At 61.2% G+C, this 23368-nt stretch carries 21 protein-coding genes and 4 tRNA genes; 8 read left to right on the top strand and 17 right to left on the bottom strand.

Annotation, left to right across the window (positions count from 1 at the left end; all coding sequences use genetic code 11):
* Window positions 1-149: 149 nt before the first annotated feature.
* From FBY02_RS25105 to FBY02_RS25120, 4 genes are all read right to left on the bottom strand, one after another.
* Window positions 150-226, bottom strand: a tRNA-Asp gene (locus tag FBY02_RS25105).
* A gap of 17 nt (window positions 227-243) precedes the next feature.
* Window positions 244-319 (bottom strand) — tRNA-Val (locus FBY02_RS25110).
* Window positions 320-490: 171 nt separating this feature from the next.
* Window positions 491-567, bottom strand: a tRNA-Asp gene (locus tag FBY02_RS25115).
* A 19-nt stretch (window positions 568-586) separates the two neighbouring features.
* A tRNA-Val gene (locus FBY02_RS25120) sits at window positions 587-662 on the bottom strand.
* Window positions 663-822: 160 nt separating this feature from the next.
* On the opposite strand from FBY02_RS25120, the gene rdgC reads away from it, so the two are divergent.
* The 3 genes from rdgC (at window position 823) to sugE (ending at window position 3291) form a co-directional block, all read left to right on the top strand.
* On the top strand, window positions 823-1743 hold the full coding sequence (gene rdgC / locus FBY02_RS25125) for a recombination-associated protein RdgC (protein WP_144930896.1): 921 nt from the start codon (window positions 823-825) through the stop codon (window positions 1741-1743).
* Window positions 1744-1889: 146 nt separating this feature from the next.
* Window positions 1890-2858: a bile acid:sodium symporter family protein gene (locus tag FBY02_RS25130; protein ID WP_144930898.1), complete on the top strand. Its 969-nt coding sequence runs from the start codon at window positions 1890-1892 to the stop codon at window positions 2856-2858.
* 118 nt (window positions 2859-2976) lie between these two features.
* Window positions 2977-3291: a quaternary ammonium compound efflux SMR transporter SugE gene (sugE, locus tag FBY02_RS25135; RefSeq protein ID WP_041022709.1), complete on the top strand. Its 315-nt coding sequence runs from the start codon at window positions 2977-2979 to the stop codon at window positions 3289-3291.
* A 138-nt stretch (window positions 3292-3429) separates the two neighbouring features.
* On the opposite strand, the gene FBY02_RS25140 is transcribed toward sugE, so the two are convergent.
* The 4 genes from FBY02_RS25140 to FBY02_RS25155 all read right to left on the bottom strand — a co-directional run bounded on the left by FBY02_RS25140 (window position 3430) and on the right by FBY02_RS25155 (window position 8231).
* On the bottom strand, window positions 3430-5304 hold the full coding sequence (locus FBY02_RS25140) for an MFS transporter (RefSeq protein ID WP_144930899.1): 1875 nt from the start codon (window positions 5302-5304) through the stop codon (window positions 3430-3432).
* A gap of 100 nt (window positions 5305-5404) precedes the next feature.
* Complete coding sequence (locus FBY02_RS25145) at window positions 5405-6553, bottom strand: TDT family transporter (protein ID WP_144930901.1); 1149 nt, start codon at window positions 6551-6553, stop codon at window positions 5405-5407.
* A gap of 104 nt (window positions 6554-6657) precedes the next feature.
* Window positions 6658-6969 (bottom strand): cupin, encoded by a 312-nt coding sequence (locus FBY02_RS25150; RefSeq protein WP_144930902.1) that lies wholly within the window; start codon window positions 6967-6969, stop codon window positions 6658-6660.
* A gap of 68 nt (window positions 6970-7037) precedes the next feature.
* Window positions 7038-8231, bottom strand: a complete 1194-nt coding sequence (locus FBY02_RS25155) for an MFS transporter (protein ID WP_144930904.1) — start codon at window positions 8229-8231, stop codon at window positions 7038-7040.
* Between the two features lie 115 nt (window positions 8232-8346).
* Between FBY02_RS25155 and FBY02_RS25160 the strand changes: the two genes are divergently transcribed.
* Both FBY02_RS25160 and FBY02_RS25165 read left to right on the top strand, forming a co-directional pair.
* Window positions 8347-8886 (top strand): TetR/AcrR family transcriptional regulator, encoded by a 540-nt coding sequence (locus tag FBY02_RS25160; RefSeq protein ID WP_144930906.1) that lies wholly within the window; start codon window positions 8347-8349, stop codon window positions 8884-8886.
* Between the two features lie 230 nt (window positions 8887-9116).
* Entirely contained in the window at window positions 9117-12587 is a 3471-nt protein-coding gene (locus FBY02_RS25165) for a PAS domain-containing hybrid sensor histidine kinase/response regulator (RefSeq protein ID WP_144930908.1), read from the top strand.
* Window positions 12588-12700: 113 nt separating this feature from the next.
* Here FBY02_RS25165 and rmuC read toward each other — a convergent pair whose 3' ends face one another.
* Window positions 12701-14089: a DNA recombination protein RmuC gene (gene rmuC / locus FBY02_RS25170; RefSeq protein ID WP_178112043.1), complete on the bottom strand. Its 1389-nt coding sequence runs from the start codon at window positions 14087-14089 to the stop codon at window positions 12701-12703.
* A gap of 189 nt (window positions 14090-14278) precedes the next feature.
* The gene (locus FBY02_RS25175; RefSeq protein WP_139647987.1) at window positions 14279-14602 is read right to left on the bottom strand and encodes a sel1 repeat family protein; all 324 of its coding nucleotides are present in this window, start codon (window positions 14600-14602) and stop codon (window positions 14279-14281) included.
* A 910-nt stretch (window positions 14603-15512) separates the two neighbouring features.
* Between FBY02_RS25175 and FBY02_RS25185 the strand changes: the two genes are divergently transcribed.
* The 3 genes from FBY02_RS25185 to FBY02_RS25195 all read left to right on the top strand — a co-directional run bounded on the left by FBY02_RS25185 (window position 15513) and on the right by FBY02_RS25195 (window position 17932).
* Window positions 15513-15737 carry a hypothetical protein gene (locus FBY02_RS25185; protein ID WP_144930912.1) on the top strand — a complete coding sequence of 75 codons (225 nt, stop codon included), beginning with the start codon at window positions 15513-15515 and terminating at the stop codon, window positions 15735-15737.
* 276 nt (window positions 15738-16013) lie between these two features.
* Complete coding sequence (locus FBY02_RS25190) at window positions 16014-16496, top strand: hypothetical protein (protein ID WP_144930914.1); 483 nt, start codon at window positions 16014-16016, stop codon at window positions 16494-16496.
* Window positions 16497-16642: 146 nt separating this feature from the next.
* Window positions 16643-17932 (top strand): OmpP1/FadL family transporter, encoded by a 1290-nt coding sequence (locus FBY02_RS25195; protein ID WP_144930916.1) that lies wholly within the window; start codon window positions 16643-16645, stop codon window positions 17930-17932.
* 85 nt (window positions 17933-18017) lie between these two features.
* Here the strand turns inward: FBY02_RS25195 and FBY02_RS25200 are convergent, their stop codons facing one another.
* The 7 genes from FBY02_RS25200 to cobU form a co-directional block, all read right to left on the bottom strand.
* A complete protein-coding gene (locus tag FBY02_RS25200; protein WP_144930918.1) occupies window positions 18018-18569 on the bottom strand; it encodes a glutathione peroxidase in 552 nt (183 codons plus the stop codon).
* 182 nt (window positions 18570-18751) lie between these two features.
* Complete coding sequence (locus FBY02_RS25205) at window positions 18752-19951, bottom strand: MFS transporter (protein ID WP_371921436.1); 1200 nt, start codon at window positions 19949-19951, stop codon at window positions 18752-18754.
* Between the two features lie 60 nt (window positions 19952-20011).
* On the bottom strand, window positions 20012-20416 hold the full coding sequence (locus tag FBY02_RS25210) for a MarR family winged helix-turn-helix transcriptional regulator (RefSeq protein ID WP_144930922.1): 405 nt from the start codon (window positions 20414-20416) through the stop codon (window positions 20012-20014).
* Window positions 20417-20488: 72 nt separating this feature from the next.
* Window positions 20489-21220, bottom strand: coding sequence for an adenosylcobinamide-GDP ribazoletransferase (locus FBY02_RS25215; protein WP_144930925.1), 732 nt, complete (start codon window positions 21218-21220; stop codon window positions 20489-20491).
* A 2-nt stretch (window positions 21221-21222) separates the two neighbouring features.
* A complete protein-coding gene (gene cobC / locus FBY02_RS25220; RefSeq protein ID WP_144930927.1) occupies window positions 21223-21798 on the bottom strand; it encodes an alpha-ribazole phosphatase family protein in 576 nt (191 codons plus the stop codon).
* Window positions 21795-22850 (bottom strand): nicotinate-nucleotide--dimethylbenzimidazole phosphoribosyltransferase, encoded by a 1056-nt coding sequence (gene cobT, locus FBY02_RS25225; protein WP_144930928.1) that lies wholly within the window; start codon window positions 22848-22850, stop codon window positions 21795-21797. Before cobT ends, cobC begins: the two co-directional genes overlap by 4 nt.
* Complete coding sequence (gene cobU / locus FBY02_RS25230) at window positions 22847-23368, bottom strand: bifunctional adenosylcobinamide kinase/adenosylcobinamide-phosphate guanylyltransferase (protein ID WP_144930930.1); 522 nt, start codon at window positions 23366-23368, stop codon at window positions 22847-22849. The genes cobT and cobU overlap by 4 nt, the downstream gene beginning before the upstream one ends.

The following is a 23368-nucleotide window of genomic DNA, read 5'->3' on the forward strand; positions in this document are numbered from 1 at the left end:
CAAGGCCAGGGCGGCCGAGGACAGTGAAGATTTCCAAAACTCGGTATCCGGTAGATCGTAAGGCCGCTCCGCTTAAGTGAACAGCATTACGCTCAATGAGCGGGCTTTTTGCTGGTGACCTGGCGTTCAGTATTCCAGATCATCGAATATGGCGCAGCGGACGGGACTCGAACCCGCGACCCCCGGCGTGACAGGCCGGTATTCTAACCGACTGAACTACCGCTGCGCGTAACACTGAAAGCTTGGTGGGTGATGACGGGATCGAACCGCCGACATTCTGCTTGTAAGGCAGACGCTCTCCCGGCTGAGCTAATCACCCTGCACTTTCGATGCGGGGCGCATTCTCTCACAGTTTTTTGTAATGTGCTGATTTAATTAGCAAAATCAGAAAAAATGATGAGCGCGCACCACAGCATCGCAAATAGCAAAAAGCCCGCATCAGCGGGCTTTCTGGTGGTCATCTGGCGTTCAGTGTTCCAGATACCGAATATGGCGCAGCGGACGGGACTCGAACCCGCGACCCCCGGCGTGACAGGCCGGTATTCTAACCGACTGAACTACCGCTGCGCGTAACACTTGAAACGAATGGTGGGTGATGACGGGATCGAACCGCCGACATTCTGCTTGTAAGGCAGACGCTCTCCCGGCTGAGCTAATCACCCTTCGCTTTCGGTGTGGCGCGCATTCTACGGAGCGTCCTCCAAGCTGGCAAGCACTTTTTAAATTAATTTTCTCAGGTCTTCCAAAGGCTTAGCGAAGGGTTGGCCTATGGTCCCGCGAAGAGAATAATGCGCTCCTTTGTATAAAGGAGAGACTCACCCCATGTGGTTCAAAAACCTGCTTATCTATCGCCTGACCCAAGATCTGCCTTTTGATGCCGAGGCGTTGGAAACTGCACTGGCCAGCAAACTGGCGCGTCCATGTGCAAGCCAGGAGTTGACCACTTACGGTTTCGTCGCGCCGTTCGGCAAAGGCGAAGACGCTCCCCTGGTGCATGTCAGCCAGGATTTCCTGTTGATCGCCGCACGCAAGGAAGAACGCATCCTGCCTGGCAGCGTCGTACGCGATGCCGTGAAGGAAAAGGTCGAAGAGATCGAAGCCGAACAAATGCGCAAGGTCTATAAAAAGGAACGGGACCAGATCAAGGATGAAATCATCCAGGCGTTCCTGCCGCGCGCATTCGTTCGTCGCTCCTCCACCTTCGCTGCCATCGCACCGAAACAGGGGCTGATCCTGGTCAACTCCGCCAGCCCGAAACGCGCCGAAGACCTGCTTTCCACCCTGCGCGAGGTCATCGGCTCGCTGCCGGTGCGTCCGCTGACGGTCAAGACCGCACCGACCGCCATCATGACCGACTGGGTCAAGACCCAGAAAGCCGCGGATGACTTCTTCGTGCTGGACGAATGCGAACTGCGCGACACCCATGAAGACGGTGGCATCGTGCGCTGCAAGCGCCAGGACCTGACCAGCGACGAAATCCAGCTGCACCTCAACACCGGCAAGGTGGTGACGCAGTTGTCGCTGGCCTGGCAGGACAAGCTGTCTTTCGTTCTCGACGACAAGATGGTGGTCAAGCGCCTGAAGTTCGAAGATCTGTTGCAGGACCAGGCGGAGCAGGACGGTGGCGATGAAGCCCTCGGCCAATTGGACGCCAGCTTCACGCTGATGATGTTGACCTTCGGCGAATTCCTGCCGGCGCTGGTTGAAGCGTTGGGTGGGGAAGAGACGCCGCAGGGGATTTAACGGCTGGTGATATCCACTGTGGGAGCGGGCTTGCTCGCGAAAGCGGTGTACCAGTTAACGATTACGTCGACTGATACACCGCTTTCGCGAGCAAGCCCGCTCCCACAATTGTTTGTGTGTTTCATTTTGATAACAAGGATCTGGCCATGCGCGCATTGGCAGCACTGAGCCGCTTTGTCGGCAATACCTTCGCTTACTGGGTACTGATCTTCGCGGTGGTGGCGTTCCTGCTGCCGGCCTGGTTCATCGGCTTGAAAGGCGCCATCGTGCCGCTGCTCGGGCTGGTGATGTTCGGCATGGGCCTGACCCTCAAGCTCGAAGACTTCGCCGAAGTCGCCCGTCATCCATGGCGCGTGGCCCTGGGGGTGGTCGCGCATTTCGTGATCATGCCCGGTGTGGCGTGGTTGCTCTGCCAGGCGTTCCACCTGCCGCCGGAAATCGCCGTCGGCGTGATCCTGGTGGGTTGCTGCCCGAGCGGCACCTCGTCGAACGTCATGACCTGGTTGGCCCGAGGCGACCTGGCCCTGTCGGTCGCCATCGCCGCCGTCACCACCCTGCTCGCGCCGCTGCTCACGCCCGCTCTGATCTGGCTGCTGGCCTCGGCCTGGTTGCCGGTGTCGTTCATGGAGCTGTTCTGGTCGATCCTGCAAGTGGTGCTGTTGCCGATCGTCCTGGGCGTGGTTGCGCAACGACTGCTGGGGGACAAGGTTCGTCACGCGGTGGAAGTGTTGCCGTTGGTATCGGTGGTGAGCATCGTCATCATTGTCACCGCTGTCGTCGCCGCCAGCCAGGCGAAAATCGCTGAGTCGGGTCTGTTGATCATGGCGGTAGTGATGTTGCACAACAGCTTCGGTTTCCTGCTGGGCTACTTCACCGGCCACCTGTTCAAGCTGCCGCTGGCCCAGCGTAAATCCCTGGCGCTGGAAGTCGGCATGCAGAACTCCGGCCTGGGTGCTGCCCTGGCGAGTGCGCACTTTTCGCCGCTGGCGGCGGTGCCCAGTGCGTTGTTCAGCGTCTGGCACAACATCTCCGGAGCACTGCTCTCGACCTACTTCCGCCGCATGAGCGAAAAGCAGGACCGCGAGACGCTCGCCAGCCAACAGACGGCGGACTGAGGCAGACTTGATCGAGTGCCCGATCATGGGCACTCTATCTCGCCAGTGCGGGGACGACCCCGCAGCTTGTATCAACTTTTAATCCGGGGACGACCCCATCCATTCATGGAGGTGCGTAATGTCCTGGATCATTCTGTTTTTTGCCGGCCTGTTCGAAGTCGGCTGGGCCGTCGGCCTGAAATACACCGACGGTTTCAGCCGCCCGCTCCCTACCGCGTTGACGATTGCCGCCATGGCGATCAGCCTCGGCCTGCTCGGCCTTGCGATGAAAGAACTGCCACTGGGTACCGCCTATGCGATCTGGACCGGGGTCGGCGCCGTGGGCACGGTGATCGCCGGGATCATTCTGTTTGGTGAGTCGATGGCGCTGGTTCGGTTGGTCAGTGTGGCGTTGATCGTAGCGGGGCTGATCGGGCTTAAAGTCAGCGCCTAGGCCACTACCGCTATCGTCGGATCGCCGCCCGGAGCAGGCTCGCTCCCACAGGGGTCTGCGGTGCACTGAGATTCTATGCCTTGGCACAAACCTGTGGGAGCGGGCTTGCTCGCGAAACATCGAGAGGCCGCAGCCTCTCTATCTGACCGTCCCGCGCAACTCACCCACCACCGCTTGCAGCTTGACCGGCTCAGCCATTTCCACCGCCACCGCGGGACCTGCCACCAGGGTCACCCGCGACCAGAACCGCCGGAACAACCCCTTGGCCGGATCGCGGCTGAAGAAACTGCCCCACAAGCCTTGCAGCGCGAGAGGAATCACCGGCACCGGGGTTTCCTGGAGGATGCGCGTCAAGCCGCTCTTGAACTCATTGATCTCACCGTCGGCGGTCAGTTTTCCTTCAGGGAAGATGCACACCAACTCACCTTCCGCGAGGTACTGGGCGATGCGCTTGAAGGCCTTTTCGTAGATGTGAATATCTTCCTGGCGCCCGGCAATCGGAATGGTTCCGGCAGTACGGAAGATGAAATTCAGCACCGGCAGATTGTAGATCTTGTAGTACATCACGAAGCGAATCGGCCGACGCACCGCGCCGCCAATCAGCAACGCATCGACGAAGGAAACGTGATTGCAGACCAACAGCGCGGCACCTTCATCGGGAATCGCGTCCAGATTGCGGTGCTCCACGCGGTACATGGAATGGCTCAACAGCCAGATCATGAAACGCATGGTGAATTCGGGGACGATCTTGAAGATGTAGGCATTGACGCCGATGTTCAGCAGCGACACCACCAGGAACAGTTGCGGGATCGACAGCTTGGCCAGGCTCAGCAACACGATGGAGACAATGGCCGAGACCACCATGAACAAGGCGTTGAGAATGTTGTTGGCGGCAATCACCCGTGCCCGCTCGTTTTCGGCGGTGCGCGACTGGATCAGCGCGTACAGCGGCACGATGTAGAAACCGCCAAACACACCGAGGCCCAGGATGTCGACCAACACCAGCCAGGCATGGCCGAAGCCGAGCAGCTCGAGCCAACCGTGGCCGTCGACACTGTCGGGGATTCCACCGGAATGCCACCACAACAGCAACCCGAACACTGTCAGGCCGAACGAACCGAACGGCACCAGGCCGATCTCGACCTTGCGTCCTGACAGTTTCTCGCAGAGCAACGAACCCAGGGCGATTCCCACCGAAAACACCGTCAGGATCAAGGTCACCACGGTTTCATCGCCGTGCATCCAGTCTTTGGCATAAGCCGGGATCTGCGTCAGGTAAATCGCCCCGACAAACCAGAACCAGGAGTTGCCGACGATGGAGCGGGACACCGCGGGGGTTTGCCCCAGGCCGAGTTTCAGGGTGGCCCAGGACTGGCTGAAGATGTTCCAGTCCAGGCGCATTTGCGGCGAAGCGGCCGCCGCCCGGGGAATGCCGCGGCTGGCCAGGTAACCGAGCACGGCAATGCCGATAATCGCGCTCGACACCACCGGTGCATAGTGGGCCGAAGACATCATGACCCCGGCACTGATGGTACCGGCGAGGATCGCCAGGAAGGTGCCCATCTCTACCAGGCCGTTGCCGCCGACCAGTTCATCCTCACGCAGCGCTTGCGGCAGGATCGAATATTTGACCGGACCGAACAGCGCCGAATGGGTGCCCATGGCGAAAAGCGCCACCAGCATCAGCGACAGATGATCAAACAGAAAGCCCACGGCGCCGACGGCCATGATGACGATTTCGCCAAGCTTGATCAGACGAATCAACGCATCCTTGGCGAATTTTTCCCCGAACTGCCCCGCCAGCGCCGAAAACAGAAAGAACGGCAGGATGAACAGCAGCGCGCACAGGTTGACCCAGATCGAACGATCACCCTCGATGGTCAACCGGTAGAGAATGGCGAGGATCAGCGACTGCTTGAACACATTGTCGTTGAAGGCCCCGAGGGATTGCGTGATGAAAAACGGCAGGAAACGCCGCCGACGAAGCAAGGTGAACTGCGAAGGGTGACTCATCTTCCATGTTCCTGAGTGGCGTGGTCGCTTATTGGAATAACGTTTTTTTATCCAGGCCACACATTAACCTACGGCACGTCGCTTGGGAGCCGCCGAGCAATTATTTCGCCAGCCCGGCAATGCACGGCGACACGAACAACTCACCGTGCCAGGCACCCGCCACCGTGCGCCAGCTGACGATCAGCCACAGCATCACCAGCATTGCCACCAGCAGGCAACCGAACAGCGTGAAAAATCCCAGGCCCAACAGGCTCGCCAGCTTCAGCGTCGTCAATGCGTACACGCCCAAGGGGAAGGTAAAGCCCCACCAGCCGAGGTTGAACGGGATGCCTTCGCGCAAGTAGCGCGCCGTGATCAGCAGCGCCATCAGCATCCACCAGAACCCAAAACCCCATAGCGTGACCCCGGCCACCAGCCCCAGCCCGGCGGCGATTTCACCGACGCCAGGCAAACCGTTGGCGGCAAAAATCATCGGGGCGTCGCTGCCCAGCACCAGCATGCCCAGGGCCCCCGTGCCGATTGGCCCCAGCGCCAGCCAGCTCGAGGCCGCCATGTTTTCGTGGGGCAGTTTGTGCAAGGCCATGCGCAGCAGCAGAATTGTCAGAATGCTGAACGCCACCGGCAGGGAAAAGGCCCAGAGCACATAGCTGGTAACCAACATGACCAGTTGCGAATGGACGCCTGCCAGGTGCGGCGCCAAGAGCCCGCCGCTGGCGGCTGCGACTTCTGCGGCAACCACCGGCAACAGCCACACCGCGGTCATCTGGTCGATCCGATGCTCCTGCCGGGTGAACATCAGGAATGGGATCAACACGCCGCAGGCCAGGGACATCGCCACATCGACCCACCACAACGCCTCGGCCAGCGGCACCACGGCGTCTCCCCAGCGCGGCAGGCCAAATACCAGGAGTCCGTTGATGATGGTCGCCAGGCCCATGGGAATGGTGCCGAAGAACATCGAGACCGTTGAATGGCCGAAAATCCGCCGCGCCTCATCGAAGAACAATACCCAACGGGCTGTGTACAACCCGCTGAACAACACGAACAGCATGATGTTGAACAACCATAACCCTTCACCCGCGACATGCAGGCCATGCAGACTGCCCGGCCATTGCGCCAGGGCCAGGGCCAGTACGCCGGTGCCCATGGTCGCGGCGAACCAGTTAGGCGTGAATTGGCGAATGGCTTCCAACGGCCTGGGCAAGTGGCTCAGTGGGCGCAAACGGTTTGTTGCAGGGCAGCGTGTCATGACGAACTCCAGTCCCCGATTGAGGTGGAGCCATCTTAGAGCCGGATCGAATATCGATATAACGGGTAATTTCTCTATATGTTATCTGTTTTGCAGATGATCAATCAGACACTGCCTTCGCTTTCGATCACCAGGATTCTCGCCGCTCCCTGGGGCTTGGCCACATGTTCGGTCCCGACCGATGCATAGAAAATGTCACCCACTCCCAGCAAAGTGTCCTTCTCGACCCCCTCCTCCCGATAGCACATCTGCACGAGCCCATCGAGCACCACGAAGACTTCCTGACCATCGTTGACGTGCCATTTGTACGGCTGATCGGTCCAGTGCAAGCGCGTGGTAATGCCGTTCATGTTGGCGATATCCAATGCGGCCCAGGCACGGTCGCCAGTGAAAGATTTGCTGCGAATAATCTTCAAGGGAAATCACCCGAGATAAATGGCGAAACGCCAAGGCTAACTCAATTCAATCGTTTGCATTCAACGTATCAAGGTCGAACGCCACTGCCTGCCGGCTTGGCGGTCTGACGCAACAGCCCCAGCAACGCTGCGGTCGCCAACAGGATCAGCACCAGGCCATAACCATCGGTTGTCGGGATCAACCCGAACACCCGCGTCAGGTTCCCGGCCAGCAGTGACGGCAAGCTGAACGCCAGGTAACTGAGCACATAGAATGCCGACATTAAACCGGCCCGCTCATGGGGTAAGGCCAGCGGCATGATGCTGCGTAGCGCGCCAAGGAAACCCGCGCCGAAACCGCTGCCAGTGACCAGCGTGCCGATGAAGAACAACGGCAGGCTCCCCCTATGCGCGGCGAGCAGCACCAGCGCGAGCCCGGTTATCAATAAGCTGGCGGCAAGACGCAACATTTTCTCCGCGCTTTGGTTGCGCAGCGTGTAGATGGACAAGGCCCCGGTGAGCGTCAAGGCTGCCACCAATGCACCGCCAATCAGGTTGGATGTCGATCCGGTCGCAGCCCGCACCAGGGATGGCGCCAACGACAGATAGAAACCGCCCACCGCCCAGGCCGCCAGGTTCAACGGCAACACCAGCCACAGGGCCCGTCGCGCCTGCGGCGGCACATGCAGCGTTGGACGCAGGGACTGCCAGGCACCAGGTTGCGGGCTGACACTTTCCTCAAGGCGCCAGAGATAAATGGCCTGGGCCAGGAACAGACCCAGCAATAGCCAATAGGTCAGTTGCAGGGGCAACGGCGCAAACTCTGCCAGCAAGCCACACCCCAGCGCCCCACAGGCCATCCCCAGCAAGGGCGCGACACTGGTGATCAGCGGGCCTTGTTGACGATCGAAGTCCAGCAGCGCGGCCCCCAGTACACTGGTGGCCATGCCCGTGGCGAAACCCTGGATCAACCGGGCCCCGATCAGCCAGCCAATGCTGTCGGCATTGATAAACAGCAGCATCGCCAGCATGTTGAGCAACAGCGCCACGAAGATCACCGGTTTGCGACCCAGGTAATCCGACAGCGACCCCACGGTCAGCAAGGCCGCCAACAGGCTGAAGGCATATACGCCGAAGATCAGCGTGAGGATTGCCGGGGAAAACTGCATGTGTTCCTGATAGAGGTGATACAACGGCGTCGGCGCGCTGGACGCGGCGAGGAAACCGAGCAAGGTGATTGCCAGGAATATCAGGCTGGCACGGGTCGAAGCTGGACGGGACATGGGCACACTCCGCAGAAGCTGTTCGCAAAATATCAGCAAAAGCTAATTTTTTGCTTTTGCCGAGTGTGCTACCGACGCGCGCTTAAAGCAAATTCTTTGTGTTAAGGTCCGACCCATGGCTATTAAAGAAGGTTTACGCCCCGGCGGCAGAAGCGCCCGGGTACAGGAGTCGATTCATTCGGCCGTGCGCGCCCTGCTCCAGGAACAGGACCGCGCCACGCTGACGGTGCCGCAGATTGCCGCGCGCGCGGGGGTAACGCCGTCCACCATCTACCGGCGCTGGGGTGACCTGCCGGCGCTGCTGGCCGATGTCGCTGTGGCCCGCATGCGCCACGACAGCGAACCGGCCAACACCGGCAGCCTGCGCGGCGACCTGCGCGCCTGGGCCGAGCAGTACCTGGACGAAATGAATTCCGAACCGGGTCGCAACATGATGCGCGACATCCAGGCCTGTGCCACGCCAGGGCATTGCGTGGAGATCATCGGCGCGCAGTTGCAGATCATCCTGGAGCGTTATCCCGATGAGCCGAATCCCGGCATCGAGCGACTGATCAATGTGATGGTGGCGCCGACCGTCTTTCGCATTCTCTTTGCCAGCGCGCCGCTGGAGGTTGAGGAGTTGCATCGGTTGATCGATATCGCGCTGGGGCAGTAAGGCCGCCATCGCGAGCAGGCTCGCTCCCACATTGGCCCGGTGTTCACAATCCCCTGTGGGAGCGAGCCTGCTCGCGATGAGGCCCGCAAACCCACCGCATGACCTGAGCAGCCCCACAGGCTGCGACAGCCCACCACGCCCCGACCTTGGTCGACACTGACGAACCCGAGCGGGCATGCGAGACTGTCTTGCCGGGCCCAGGCCCCGGTGTTCTTCGTTCGGGAGTTTCCATGTCGTTGTCCAGCGGGCTGATCGCCATCGTTGCCCTGGCCTATATGGCCATCATGTTCGCCATCGCCTTCTACGGCGACCGGCGCAGCACACCGTTGCCGCCACGGGTTCGGGCCTGGGTCTACAGCCTGTCGCTGGCGGTGTATTGCACCAGCTGGACCTTCTTCGGCGCGGTGGGCCAGGCCGCCGAGCAGCTCTGGTCGTTCCTGCCGATCTATCTCGGGCCGATCCTGCTGCTGGTGCTGGCGCCATGGGTCCTGCAAAAAATGGTGATGATCAGTAAGCAGGAGAACATCACCTCCATCGCCGACTTCATCGCCGCGCGCTATGGCAAGTCGCAGTCGCTGGCGGTAGTGGTCGCGCTGATCTGCCTGGTGGGCGTATTGCCGTACATTGCCTTGCAGCTCAAGGGCATCGTGCTCGGGGTGAACCTGTTGATCGGCGCCGGCGCCGATGCCATGGGCACCCGCGCCCAGGACACTGCACTGATCGTCTCGCTGATCCTGGCCTTGTTCACCATTGTGTTCGGCACTCGCAACCTCGACGCCACCGAACACCACCGTGGCATGGTGCTGGCTATTGCCTTCGAATCGTTGGTCAAGCTATTCGCCTTCCTCGCGGTCGGCGCCTTCGTGACGTACGGCCTCTACGACGGCTTCGACGATCTGTTCGACCAGGCGATGCTCGCTCCGCGCCTGGAGCAATACTGGAAAGAAACCATCAACTGGCCGTCCATGGTGGTGCAGACCGGGGTGGCGATGATGGCGATCATCTGCCTGCCGCGTCAGTTTCATGTGACGGTGGTGGAGAACATCGAGCCCCAGGACCTGCGCCTGGCCAAGTGGGTGTTCCCCGCCTACCTGGCCCTGGCCGCGCTGTTCGTGGTGCCCATCGCCCTCGCCGGACAGATGATGTTGCCCGGTTCGGTGCTGCCGGACTCGTTCGTCATCAGCCTGCCGCTGGCACAGGCCCATCCGGCACTGGCGATGTTGGCGTTCATCGGCGGCGCCTCGGCGGCCACCGGCATGGTGATTGTCGCGAGCGTGGCGCTTTCCACCATGGTGTCCAACGACATGCTGCTGCCCTGGCTGTTGCGTCGCAACAACGCCGAGCGACCGTTCGAAGTGTTCCGCCAGTGGATGCTCTCGGTGCGTCGGGTGAGCATCGTGGTGATCCTGCTGCTGGCCTATGTCAGCTACCGACTGCTGGGTTCCACCGCGAGCCTGGCCACCATCGGCCAGATCGCCTTCGCCGCAGTGACGCAATTGGCCCCCGCCATGCTCGGCGCGCTGTACTGGAAACAGGCAAACCGCCGCGGTGTATTCGCCGGCCTCGCCGCAGGGATTTTCCTCTGGTTCTACACCCTGGTGCTGCCGATCGCTGCCCACAGCCTGGGCTGGTCCCTGAGCGCGTTCCCGGGCCTGGCCTGGCTGCACGGCAACCCATTGCATTTGCCGATCAGCCCGCTGACCCAAGGCGTCGTCCTGTCCCTGGCCGGTAACTTCACGCTGTTTGCCTGGATCTCGGTGCTGTCGCGTACCCGTGTGTCAGAGCATTGGCAAGCCGGTCGCTTCATCGGTCAGGAAATCAGCGCCCGTCCCAGCGCTCGGTCGATGCTGGCGGTGCATATCGAAGACCTGTTGCAGCTGGCCGCACGCTTCGTCGGCGAGGAACGGGCGCGCCAGAGCTTCATCCGCTTTGCCTACCGCCAGGGCAAGGGCTTCAACCCGAACCAGAATGCCGACAGCGAATGGATCGCCCACACCGAACGCCTGCTGGCCGGTGTGCTCGGAGCTTCGTCGACGCGGGCCGTGGTCAAAGCCGCGATTGAAGGTCGGGAGATGCAACTGGAGGATGTCGTCCGGATCGCTGACGAAGCCTCGGAAGTGCTGCAGTTCAACCGAGCCCTGTTGCAAGGTGCCATCGAGAACATCACCCAGGGCATCAGCGTGGTCGACCAGTCCCTGCGGTTGGTGGCATGGAACCGTCGCTACCTGGAATTGTTCAACTACCCGGACGGACTGATCAGCGTCGGCCGGCCCATTGCCGACATCATCCGCTACAACGCCGAACGCGGCCTCTGTGGTCCGGGCGAAGCCGAAGTCCATGTCGCCCGGCGCCTGCACTGGATGCGCCAGGGCCGTGCCCACACCTCCGAGCGGCTGTTTCCGAACGGCCGGGTGATCGAGCTGATCGGCAACCCAATGCCCGGTGGCGGTTTCGTCATGAGCTTCACCGACATCACCGCGTTCCGCGAAGCCGCACAGGCCCTGACCGAAGCCAACGAAGGGCTGGAGCAACGGGTGGCCGAACGCACCCGGGAGCTGTCGCAACTGAACGAAGCCCTGACCGAAGCCAAAAGCACCGCCGAAGCGGCCTATCAATCCAAGACCCGCTTCCTGGCCGCCGTCAGCCATGATCTGATGCAACCCCTCAATGCCGCCCGGCTGTTCTCCGCCGCGCTGTCCCATCAGCACGAAGGTTTGCCAGGCGAAGCCCGGCAACTGGTACAGCACCTGGACAGTTCCCTGCGCTCGGCCGAAGACCTGATTACTGACCTGCTGGATATTTCCCGCCTGGAAAACGGCAAGATCAACCCCGACCGCAAAGCCTTCGCCCTCAATGACCTGTTCGACACCCTCGGCGCCGAGTTCACGGTGCTGGCGCGGGAGCAAGGCCTGAAATTCCGCGTCCGCGGCTCACGATTGCGGGTCGACAGCGACATCAAATTGCTGCGGCGCATCCTGCAGAACTTCCTCACCAATGCCTTCCGCTATGCCAAGGGACCGGTGCTGCTGGGCGTGCGTCGACGCAACGGCGAGTTGTGCCTGGAGGTCTGGGACCGCGGACCGGGCATAGCCGAAGACAAGCAGCAGGTGATTTTCGAGGAATTCAAACGCCTGGACAGCCATCAGACCCGCGCCGAAAAAGGCCTGGGCCTGGGCCTGGCCATCGCCGACGGGCTGTGCCGCGTACTCGGCCACACCTTGCGCGTGCGCTCCTGGCCGGGACGCGGCAGTGTGTTCAGTGTCAGCGTACCGCTGGCCCATACGCAGATAGTTGCGCCCAGCATCGTGGCCGAACCCAACGGGCGCTTACCCAACGGCGCGCAGGTTTTGTGTGTCGATAATGAAGACAGCATCCTGATCGGCATGAACAGTCTACTGACCCGCTGGGGCTGCCAGGTGTGGACCGCGCGCAACCGTGAAGAATGCGAGCGCTGGCTCGCCGACGGCGGACGCCCGCAACTGGCCCTGGTGGATTTTCACCTGGACGACGGCGAGACCGGCACTGAACTGATGGCCTGGTTGCGCACCCGCATGGGTGAACCGGTGCCGGGGGTCGTGATCAGCGCCGACGGCCGTCCCGAGACGGTGGCCCAGGTACACGCCGCCGGGCTGGATTACCTGGCAAAACCGGTGAAACCAGCGGCGTTGAGGGCGTTGTTGAGCCGGCATTTGCCGTTGTAAGAGGAGATCACCTTGCAGCGTGGCACTCCCCTCGCCACAGGGTTTGCATCAACCACAGGGTTTGCACCAGCCATAGGATCCGCATCAATCACGGGGCTTACATGAGTGCCTGATCAAGCACCGGGTTTGGCATCGGCTTCTTCCGCCAACTCGGGCAACCCATCCTCATCTGTCATCGCCCGCTCAAGCAGTTCACCCGGCAACCGCTTGCTCGCCCGGGCACCGAGCAGCTTGAGTTGTTCAGTGCGGCTGACCAGGTTGCCGCGCCCTTCTGTCAGCTTGTTGCGTGCGGCACTGTAGGCCTTGTCCAGTTGTTGCAGGCGGCTGCCGATTTCGTCCAGGTCCTGGATGAACAGCACGAATTTGTCATACAGCCACCCGGCCCGCTCGGCGATCTCCCGGGCGTTCTGGCTCTGGCGTTCCTGCTTCCACAAGCTGTCGATTACCCGCAGCGTCGCCAGCAACGTGGTCGGGCTGACGATCACGATGTTGCGGTCAAAGGCTTCCTGGAACAGGTTCGGCTCGGCTTGCAGGGCAGCGGAAAACGCCGCTTCGATCGGCACGAACAACAACACGAAATCCAGGCTGTGCAAACCGTCCAGGCGCTTGTAGTCCTTGCCGGCCAGTCCTTTGACATGGGCCCGCAGCGATACGATGTGTTGCTTGAGGGCAAGCTGGCCGATGGCGTCATCTTCAGCGGCCACGTACTGCTGATAGGCGGTGAGACTGACCTTGGAATCGACCACCACCTGCTTGTCGCCGGGCAGGTAAATCAACACGTCAGGCTGGAACCGCTCGCCATCCGGGCCCTTGAGGCTGACCTGGGTCTGATACTCACGGCCCTTCTCCAGACCGGCGTGTTCGAGCACCCGCTCGAGAATCAACTCGCCCCAGTTGCCCTGGGTTTTCTGGCCCTTGAGCGCACGCGTGAGGTTGGTGGCTTCATCGCTCAGGCGCAGGTTCAGCTGTTGCAACCGTTCCAACTCCTTGCCCAGAGAAAAACGTTCCCGGGCTTCGGCCTGATAGCTTTCCTCGACGCGTTTCTCGAAAGACTGGATGCGCTCTTTCAACGGATCGAGCAACTGCCCCAGGCGCTGCTGGCTGGTTTCGGCGAAGCGTTGCTCGCGTTCATCGAAGATTTTCCCGGCAAGCTCAGCGAACTGCGCCCGCAACGCGTCCCGCGAACCTTGCAGGTCATCCAGGCGTTGCTGATGGTTTTCCTGCTGCTCGCGCAGTTCGGCATGCAGCGACGCCGCCTGGGCATCGAGCCGCCGCAGCTCGGCCTCTTTACCGGCACGTTCCAGGTTCCAGGCATGGGCCGCATCCCGGGCGTTATCACGCTCGATCTGCAACAGTTCGACCTCCCGGCAGGCCGCCGCGAGTTCGGCTTGCTTGGCCCCGTTGGCCTGGCTCAGGTCGCTGATTTCGTCGCGGCAGGCATCGAGCTGGGCGTTCAGGCCATCATGGGCCATGTGCGCAGTGGCCAGGCGCTCTTCCAACAGTGCCACTTCGGTCTGCGCGGCACTGGCCTGGCGTTGCAGGTGCCAGGCCAGTGCGAGCAACGGCACCGCCGCGCCTGCCAGGCCCAACAACAGGCTGGTCAAATCCATAGCCATGACAAATCCTGCCGATCAGATAAAGCCCGAAGATTAACCAAGCCGCTGGGGGTTGCCCAGCTCAGCCCTGCTATTTCAGTCTTCTATTTCAAGAAGCGCCTGCCGGGCGCGATGATCCCCGGCTCGGGCGGCCTGGCGCAGTAGGTCCTGGCCGATGCGCCGGTCACGGGCGTTACCGCATTCACGGCACATCAACCGACCGAGGCGACTTTGCGCAGCCACGACACCTTCGCGGGCCGGTTGCTTGAGCAGGCGCCCGGCCAGGTGCTTGACGCTGGGGCTTTCTCCGAGTCGCGGGCTGTCGAGCAGCCACTCGGCGACCCGCATCGACATGCGCTTGGGCGGGGTAACACTCGGGGGGGTGGAAGTAACAGGATTTGATACTGAGCGAAACTTCATAACGCACTATGGGGCAGATCGAAAGGCGCGCCACTCTACTCCTTTTTTCGTGTGGGTAAAGTCGAAAAAAACCGGCACGCCCGTGCTAGAGCAAGTGCTTGGGACAATCCACAGAAGCTGTGGATAACTCAGTGGACAACCCCCCTTGAAGGGGGTGAAAGCCCTATGGGACGGGGCCTGCGCTCAAACTGACGATTTTTTCACCAGTAAAAAAAAGCGATGTTTTTCATTGACTTAAATTTTGGATACAGGCACCCACCCCGGATTGTTGCGACATGACAGTTCGGTGACAACCCCCCTGGGGAGTGTGCACAAGTAACACCCAGACTGGTTATATCACTGCGCTTTCTTGATGCATTTGGCGGTAAGCCTGGGGATAACCCGAGTCACGGAGCACGACACCCCAGCCCAGTCCATCCGACCAAACGCAGCGAATCTGCATGTTTTTTGAACAACACGCTTCCCTTCTGCAGTTCGATCCGTTAACATCCGCGCCGTTAGTACCAAGCTGAAAGTCAATTCCGGGTCGAACACATCTCCACGGTCAGCCATCCTCAAGGGACGCCTCACCGATAACAGAGACCGGCCCCCTCGATGGTTTCCAGGTAAATCTTGCGCCAACACAGCCTTTGACTGAATACAAAGGGTGTTGCCAAGCTCATTACTCTGACCGAACCAACCTGCAAAATTGATCAGGATCTTCACCCTGGGCCCAGAACCTTTGCCCTTGCTGTGTCGCCTGCCCTCCTAAGTACCTACCTGCCAGCCCAAGCGCGCACTCTTATATAGCGCTCAAACTGGCTGCTTTGTTCCAGTCGGGTTCTTCGTTCGACCAATGGTGGTCGACGTTACTGGAACGTTTTAACGTTGCACGGTTCTTAACCGTGTCATTTGTAGGAACACCCATAATATGTCGACTCAAATCCAGACACAGGATGCCATCCGCACCCTAACCAACGCTTTTGCTCCAATGAACTGCCTGATCATGGCCGCTCGCAAAGGCTGCTTCAGCTTCACGCTGGTCAACGAACACGGCATCGCCCGTCACAGCGAACGCCTGTACCCCGATCAGTACTCCAGCGCAGAACCGCTGCAGGCCGTGATCGATCGTACCCGTCAGGCACTGGTTGCCTGAAACGCCCGAAGCGCTGAAAACCCAAAGGCCCCGCCCCGAAAGCGGGGCTTTTTATTGTCTGAAGTTTCTCGATAAAGCGAAACGGCTTAAGCACCAACAGATATAACAGTTATAACCGTTGGCGGAAGATGTTTTAAAAACAGGCCTTTACAACGGGAATATGACACTACACTTCAAGTCAAGCGGCATGATCCGCTGTCGGCGGAGCCTGGACCGATCCACCGCTGCCAAGCCCTACTCTTCCAGACTCCGCCCCTCTTACGCTTCGAGGGTGTTATGGGTATCGCTGCCAGCGAACTGTGTCGATATGTGATTCGTCCGACGCTCCTGTACCTGGGGCGCCATAGCGCAACGGCGGAATCCTTGTTGCTAGGCGTTGCCGCCAGCCAGTCCGGCCTGGGCTCAGCCTTGCACGACCGTCGCGGTCATGGCCTGTATCGCATTACCGAATGCCGTCACCAAGCACTCTGGGATCATTATCTGGCGCTGGATCCGGAACGCGCCAGCCTCGTGCGCGGCCTGGCCAGCCAACATGCCTTTCTCAGCGGTCCGCACCTGGAATTGACCGTCAACCTGCGTTACGCCACTGCCATCGCCTGGCTGCTGGTAGAAGAACAAAACACGCCGCTTCCCGACGCCAACGATCTGCTGGGCATGGCCCGGATCTGGCGCCAGACGTTCCACCCCCAAGGGCGCCTGCGGGACTTCACCTGCGCCTGGCAACACTGTGTTGCATCGCTGAATCAGGTCGCCTGTTGAAAATGGATGTTTGGAAACTTCCTACAACGGTCGCGAATTTGGTCGGATTGTCCTACAAAACCGCTCTAACTCACGCAACACAGGCTATAGCGCTTGAACGAAAATGTTGGTAGTTTTCGCCTCGGTGACCACACGGAGTTCTAACAATGAAAAAAATGATGCTCAAAACCACCCTTGGCCTCGCCGTAACTTTGGCCTCCTCTCAGTTGTTCGCCAGCGGCTTCCTGCTAAACGAACAGAGTATCAGTGGCATGGGCACTGGTTTCGCGGGTCGTTCTTCCTCTGCCGATGATGCAAGTACCGTGTTTGGCAACCCTGCCGGCATGTCGCGCCTCAAGCGCCAGCAAGTGACGGGTGGCCTGGCGGCCATCGATGCTTCGACCGACATCAATGATGCCAGCGGCACTCGCACCGGTACCAACGACGGCGACATGGTGCCGTTCACCGCCGTCCCCATGGGCTATTACGTCAAGCCTATCGATGATCAATGGGCATTCGGCCTGGGTGTCTATGCTCCGTTCGGCCTGATCACCGACTATGAAAACAGCTTCCAAGGGCAGAACTTCGGCAGCAAGAGCGAAGTGAAGGTCATCACCTTCCAGCCAACTGTCAGCTATGCCTTCAACGACAAGGTTTCGATTGGTTTTGGTCCGACGATCAACCGTATTTCCGGTCAGTTGGAATCCACCTTGAATTTGCCTATCCCCGGACTTGGCGGTGATAGCAACGTCAAGATCAAGGGCGACGACATCGGCTACGGTTACAACATTGGTTTGCTGGTTCAGGCAACAGACACTACTCGCGTCGGCCTGACCTACCACTCCAAGGTCAAGTACAAACTCGAAGGCCACACAGAAGTCGACGCGAATGCAAATATTCCAGGCGCAATACTGCACAACGGACGCTATGACGCTTCGCTGGACATTACGACGCCTGAAACCGTAGATTTTTCGGTTACCCAGCAAATCAATGATGCCTGGACAGTATACGCCGGCAGCACCTGGACTCGCTGGAGCCGCCTGAAAGACATCACGGTGAACAACAAAGGCGTTACAGCATCGTCCCCTATAGGAGTGGATCCTACCCTCTTCAGCACCATCACCGAAGAACAGAACTGGCACGACACCTGGGCCTATGCCATCGGTACCTCCTACCAGTTGAACAAACAATGGGTACTGCGTACCGGTCTGTCCTTCGACCAGTCCCCTGCCAACAACACCGACCGCTCGCCACGCATCCCGACCGGCGACCGGACCATCTTCAGCCTGGGTGCCGGCTGGAGTCCGACCGATGACCTGACCATCGACGTGGCCTATTCCTACCTCAAGGAAGAGAAGGTCAACGTCAACCGTACCAATGCATTGGGCCAGGCCTATAGCGCTGAATACGAAAACAGCGCAAACGGCTTCGGTGTTGGCGCAACCTATCGCTTCTGATGATCCACGGCGAGCCTGAACCCCTCGCCATCCGAAAAAAAGCCCCGCACTCTGCAAAGAGCCGGGGCTTTTTCGTGGCCAGCGATCAGGGTTTAGACGCGATGGCTGCCTCCACCGCCTTGATGAATTCAGGATCGTCCGGTTTGATCCGGCTGGAGAAACTGGCAACAACCTTACCCTGGCGATCCACGACGTACTTATAGAAATTCCATTTCGGCGCGCCGGACTGTTCGGCCAGGTGCTTGAACAGCGGTATGGCGTCGGCACCGCGTACCGGTTGCGGCTCGGTCATGGTGAAGGTCACGCCATAATTGACGTAACAGACCTTGGCTGTCTCGGCGCCATCCTTGGACTCTTGCTTGAAGTCGTTGGACGGCACGCCCAGCACCTGCAGGCCTTGGTCCTTATAGCGCTGGTTCAGGGCTTCGAGGCCTTTGAACTGGGGCGCGAACCCGCAGAAGCTGGCGGTGTTGACCACCACCAGCGGTTTGCCGGCAAAGCGTTGGCACAGATCGATGGTTTCCTTGGCCCGCAGCTTGGGCAACGACCCCTCCAGCAACGGTGGGCAGTCGGCGGCCCATACTTGCCCGTTCACAACCAGCAGCAGGGCGGGAATAGCTAGCCAGCGCGTCAGCATGTAGGCACTTCCTTGAAGACATGTCAGACCACGACGTTACTCGTCATCACCCGAAGCGTCCACCGCTCAGCAGTTGCCCATGCCCAGTTGCATCAAGGCCAACCCGCCCTGATGCCAGCCCCACCAGGCAAACGCCAACAGCAGGACAGCGCCGGCAATCATCAACCAGGGGCCGACGCGACTCATGCCACACCGGCCTGGGCCTGCAGGCGCGCCACTGGACGTTCGCGCACCGGCCAGTTCAACGCCGCCGCCAGCAGGCTGAACAGGACGGCGACCTGCCAGATCAAGTCGTAGCTGCCGGTGCGGTCATACACCACCCCGCCCAACCAGCCGCCCAGGAACGATCCCAACTGGTGGAACAGGAACACGATCCCACCCAACATCGACAGATTTCGCACACCGAACAGGGTGGCTACAGTGCCGTTGGTCAAGGGCACGGTGGAGAGCCACAGGAACCCCATCGCCATGCCGAATACGTAGGCCGTGGTGGTGGTAACCGGCAGCCACAGGAACACGCCGATCACCACCGCCCGCGCCAGGTACAACCCTGTCAGCAGCCGCGGCTTGGACATGCGTCCGCCGAGCCAGCCGGCGGTGTAGGTGCCAAAGATATTGAACAGCCCGACCAGGGCCAGCACGGTGGTACCGACGCTGGCCGGCAGGTGCTGGTCCACCAGGTACGCCGGCAGATGCACGCCGATGAACACCACCTGGAAACCGCAGACGAAAAAACCGAACGCCAGCAACCAGAACCCGGAATGGTTGCACGCCTCGCGCAACGCTTCGGACAAGGTCTGTTCATGGCCGGCCAAGGGCGTCGGCGTGTCCTTGAGCATGCTGACCAGCGGCACGATCAGCGCCACCAGCAGCCCCAGGGCCAGCAGCGCGGCGGACCAGCCGAGCCAGCCGATCAAGCCCAAGGTGCCCGGCAACATGGCGAACTGGCCGAAGGAGCCGGCGGCACTGGCAATGCCCATGCCCAGGCTGCGTTTTTCCGCCGGTACGGCCCGACCAACCACCCCGAGGATCACCGAGAAAGAAGTGCCGGACAGACCGAGACCAATCAGCAGCCCTGCACTCAATGACAGCGACCAGGCGGAATCCGCCAGCCCCATGAACACCAGGCCCAAGGTATAGAGAACACCGCCGATCAGCACTACTTTCGCCGCACCGAAGCGGTCGGCCAGCGCCCCGGTAAAGGGCTGGGCCAGGCCCCAGATCAGGTTCTGCAGGGCGATGGCGAAGGCGAACACCTCACGGCCCCAGCCGAACTCGGTACTCATGGGGGCCAGGAACAGCCCGAAGCCATGCCGCACACCCAGGGACAACGCCAGGATCAGCGCGCTGCCCACCAGGACCCAACCACAGGTACGCCACATCGATGCCATTTTATTCTCCACTCGCGGGTATATACCCGCTTATTATCGAACGAACCGGCTTCACGCCAGTTCGTCCAGCAAGGCCAGCAATGCCGTGCGCTTCTCGGCGCCCAGTTTATCGATCAATCGTTGTTGCGCCGCTTCCCAGGCGGGTAATGCCGCCGCCAGTCGGTCGCGTCCGGCTGGCGTCAGCACGACGATGCGGTTACGCATGTCTTGACCCTCGGCAAGCGCCACCAGCCCCTCGCCCTCCAGGACCCGAAGATTACGCCCCAGGGTGCTGCGATCCAGCCCCATGGCTTCGGCCAGGGACGAAATGCTCGGCTGATCCAGGCGCGCCAGGTTGCTCAGCAAAGAATACTGGGCAACGTTGATCCCGAAGCCATCGAGAGCGCCGTCGTAATACCTGCTGACGCCTCGAGCGGCGCGACGCAGGTTGATGCACAGACATTGGGAAGGAAGCATGATGCGTGTATATACCCGCGACTAAATGAATGCAAATTTAAATAGAGTGGAGGCGGCCACAATAGGGCGACCTCAGAATAAAGCAATGCCCACCAGCACAGCCATTTCCAGCAGCTCCAACAAGGCCCCGGCGGTGTCACCCGTGCATCCACCCAGCCGACGCAGCATCATCTGCCGCAAGCCAATGAACACCACGGCGGCGATGATCAGCGCCCAGACCCCGGCCCAGCCCGTCACCAGCACGCAGCCCAGCGCACAGGCCGACAAGACCTGCCACCCCGCAGATCGCGGCAGATGATCGGCAAGCGCCTGCCCCAACCCGCCGGCACGCACATAAGGCGTGGTCAGGAACAGGCCCAGCAACGCTGTACGCCCTAAAACCGGCACGATGAGCAACACCAGGGTCTGCCCTTGTTCGAGCAGCGCCAGCAACGCCGCGAACTTGAGCAGCAATACCAGCACCAAAGTGATCACCGCAATCGGTCCGCTACGCGGGTCTTTCATGATCAGCAACGTGCGTTCGCGGTCGCCAAAGCCACCGAGCCAGGCGTCTGCGCTGTCGGCCAGGCCATCCAGGTGCAGCCCGCCGCTGAGCAGCACCCATGCCGTCAGCAACAGCGCGCCATGCAGCAGCAACGGCGTACCGAGCAGCAAGGCGTTGAAGCCCCAGAGCAATGCACCGAACAACACCCCCACCAGCGGATAGAACAACAGCGAACGGCCAAGCTGCCCAGGCTCCGGCATGCCCGGCAGGCGAACCGGCAAGCTGCTGAGAAATTGCAGGGCGATCCAGAACGGCAGCATGTTCAGCTCATCTCCGTCAAGACCGGACCGGACGACACCCGAAGGGAGAACCGCGCACCGTGAGCCACTTCAACGTTGAGCAATTGCTCCCGGGGCAGGCCTCGGGCACGGGCCAGCAACAACTTCATGACGCCGCCATGGCCGACCAGCAGCACCCGCTGCCCTGCGTAAGCTGCATGCAGGCGCTCCACCGCCGCCAGGACCCGCGTCGAAAACGCCAGCACCGGCTCACCGTCGGGGGGCGTGAAAGCATAAGGATCGGCCCAGAACCGGCCCAGGGCCTCGGCATCAGTCTCCATCAATGCTGCTGCGCTGCGGCCCTCCCAAGCACCGAAATGCAGCTCTTGCAGATCCGCATCCACGTGCACCGGTACGTTGAGTCGGCTGCCGAGCTGCTGCGCAAAATGCGCACAGCGTTGCAACGGCGAACTCACCAGCCGATCCCAGGGACTATCCGCTGCCACAGCGGCGTGCATCTGCTCCCAGCCCCTGGCCGTCAAGGCATCGTCGAGGCTGCCACGCAATCCGCCGCCCAGCTCGGTTTCGCCATGGCGCAGCAGGTCCAGGCGCAAGGTCATGCCGAGCGATCCGCCACGGCCGCTTCGGCAAACGTCGCCATTTGCCCGTGCAGGTCACAGGCCAGGCGCAACAGCGGCACCGCCAGCGCAGCGCCACTGCCCTCGCCCAGGCGCAGACCCAGGTCGAGCAGCGGTTCGGCACCGAGGGTTTCCAGGACGTGGCGATGCCCCGGTTCGGCACCACGATGGCCGAACAGCAGCCATGGCCGGCACCCGGAATTCAGGCGCACCGCCACCGTTGCCGCGACACTGCAGATAAAGCCGTCCACCAGCACCGCGACGCCCTTCTGCGCGCAGGCCAGGTACGCACCGACCAGCGCAGCGATTTCAAACCCGCCCAGGTTGAACAGCGTCTGCAACGGATCGCTGCTCTGGGCTCGATGTAGCGTCAGGGCACGTTCAATCACTTGGGCTTTGTGACTGACACCCGCCGCGTCCAACCCCGTGCCCGGCCCGACTAGGTGAGCCACCGGGCAATCGAGCAAAGCGCAGGCCAGGGCACTGGCCGCCGTGGTGTTGCCGATCCCCATCTCGCCGCCGATAAACAACTGCGTGCCACTGGCAATCGCGCGGGCGACACTGTCGCGCCCGGCTTGCAGGGCCTGCTCGCCTTGGTCCACGGTCATCGCCGGGCCCTGGACAAAATTCGCCGTGCCGGGCCCGACACGCAGATGCCGCACACCGGGCAGATCCAGCGACGGCGTCACAGTCCCCAGGTCCACGACCTCCAACCCCGCCCCCAATTGCCGCGCCAGAACGCTGATGGCCGCGCCACCACTGACGAAGTTGAGCAGCATCTGTCCGGTGACTTCCTGGGGATAGGCCGACACGCCCTCCGCCACCACCCCATGATCGCCGGCAAAAATCGCGATCCACAGTCGGTCCAGGCTTGGCTTGACCCGCCCTTGCAGGCCCGCCAGTTGCACCGCCACCGATTCGAGCCGCCCCAGAGAGCCGGCCGGCTTGGTCAGTTGTTGCTGACGGGCCGCGGCCTGTTCCAGGGCCTGGGTATCGAGGGGCTTGCAGGGGTCCAGCCACCAGCGGTGATTCATAACGCGGTACCTTTGAGGGTCAGGGGCAGGCCGGCAACGGTCAGCACGACACGCTGACAACGCTCGGCCAGGGCTTGATGCAGCCAACCGGCTTCATCGACATAACGGCGAGTCAGCTCGCCCAGCGGCACGACACCCATGCCGGTTTCGTTGCTGACAAAAATGATTTCACCGGGCAGCGCGGCCATGCAGTCCAGCAGGGCGTCGCGTTCCGTACCCAGTTGTCGGGCATCATCGAGCATCAGCAGGTTGGTCAGCCACAGGGTCAGGCAATCCACCAGCAGGCACTGTCCTGGCGCGGCGTTGTCCCGCAACACTTGGGCCAGGGCGAGCGGCTCTTCCACCAAGGCCCATTCGGCCGGACGACGCGCGCGATGCAGGGCGACCCGCTGGTTCATCTCGCCGTCCAGGGGTTGGCTGGTGGCGATGTAAGTCACCGGTAACCGAGTGTCCGCCGCGAGTTTTTCAGCCAGGCGACTCTTGCCGGAGCGGGCGCCGCCGAGGATCAGTTGGAGCAT

Origin of the sequence: Pseudomonas sp. SJZ078 (genome assembly GCF_007828255.1) — a bacterium.
GTDB lineage: Bacteria > Pseudomonadota > Gammaproteobacteria > Pseudomonadales > Pseudomonadaceae > Aquipseudomonas.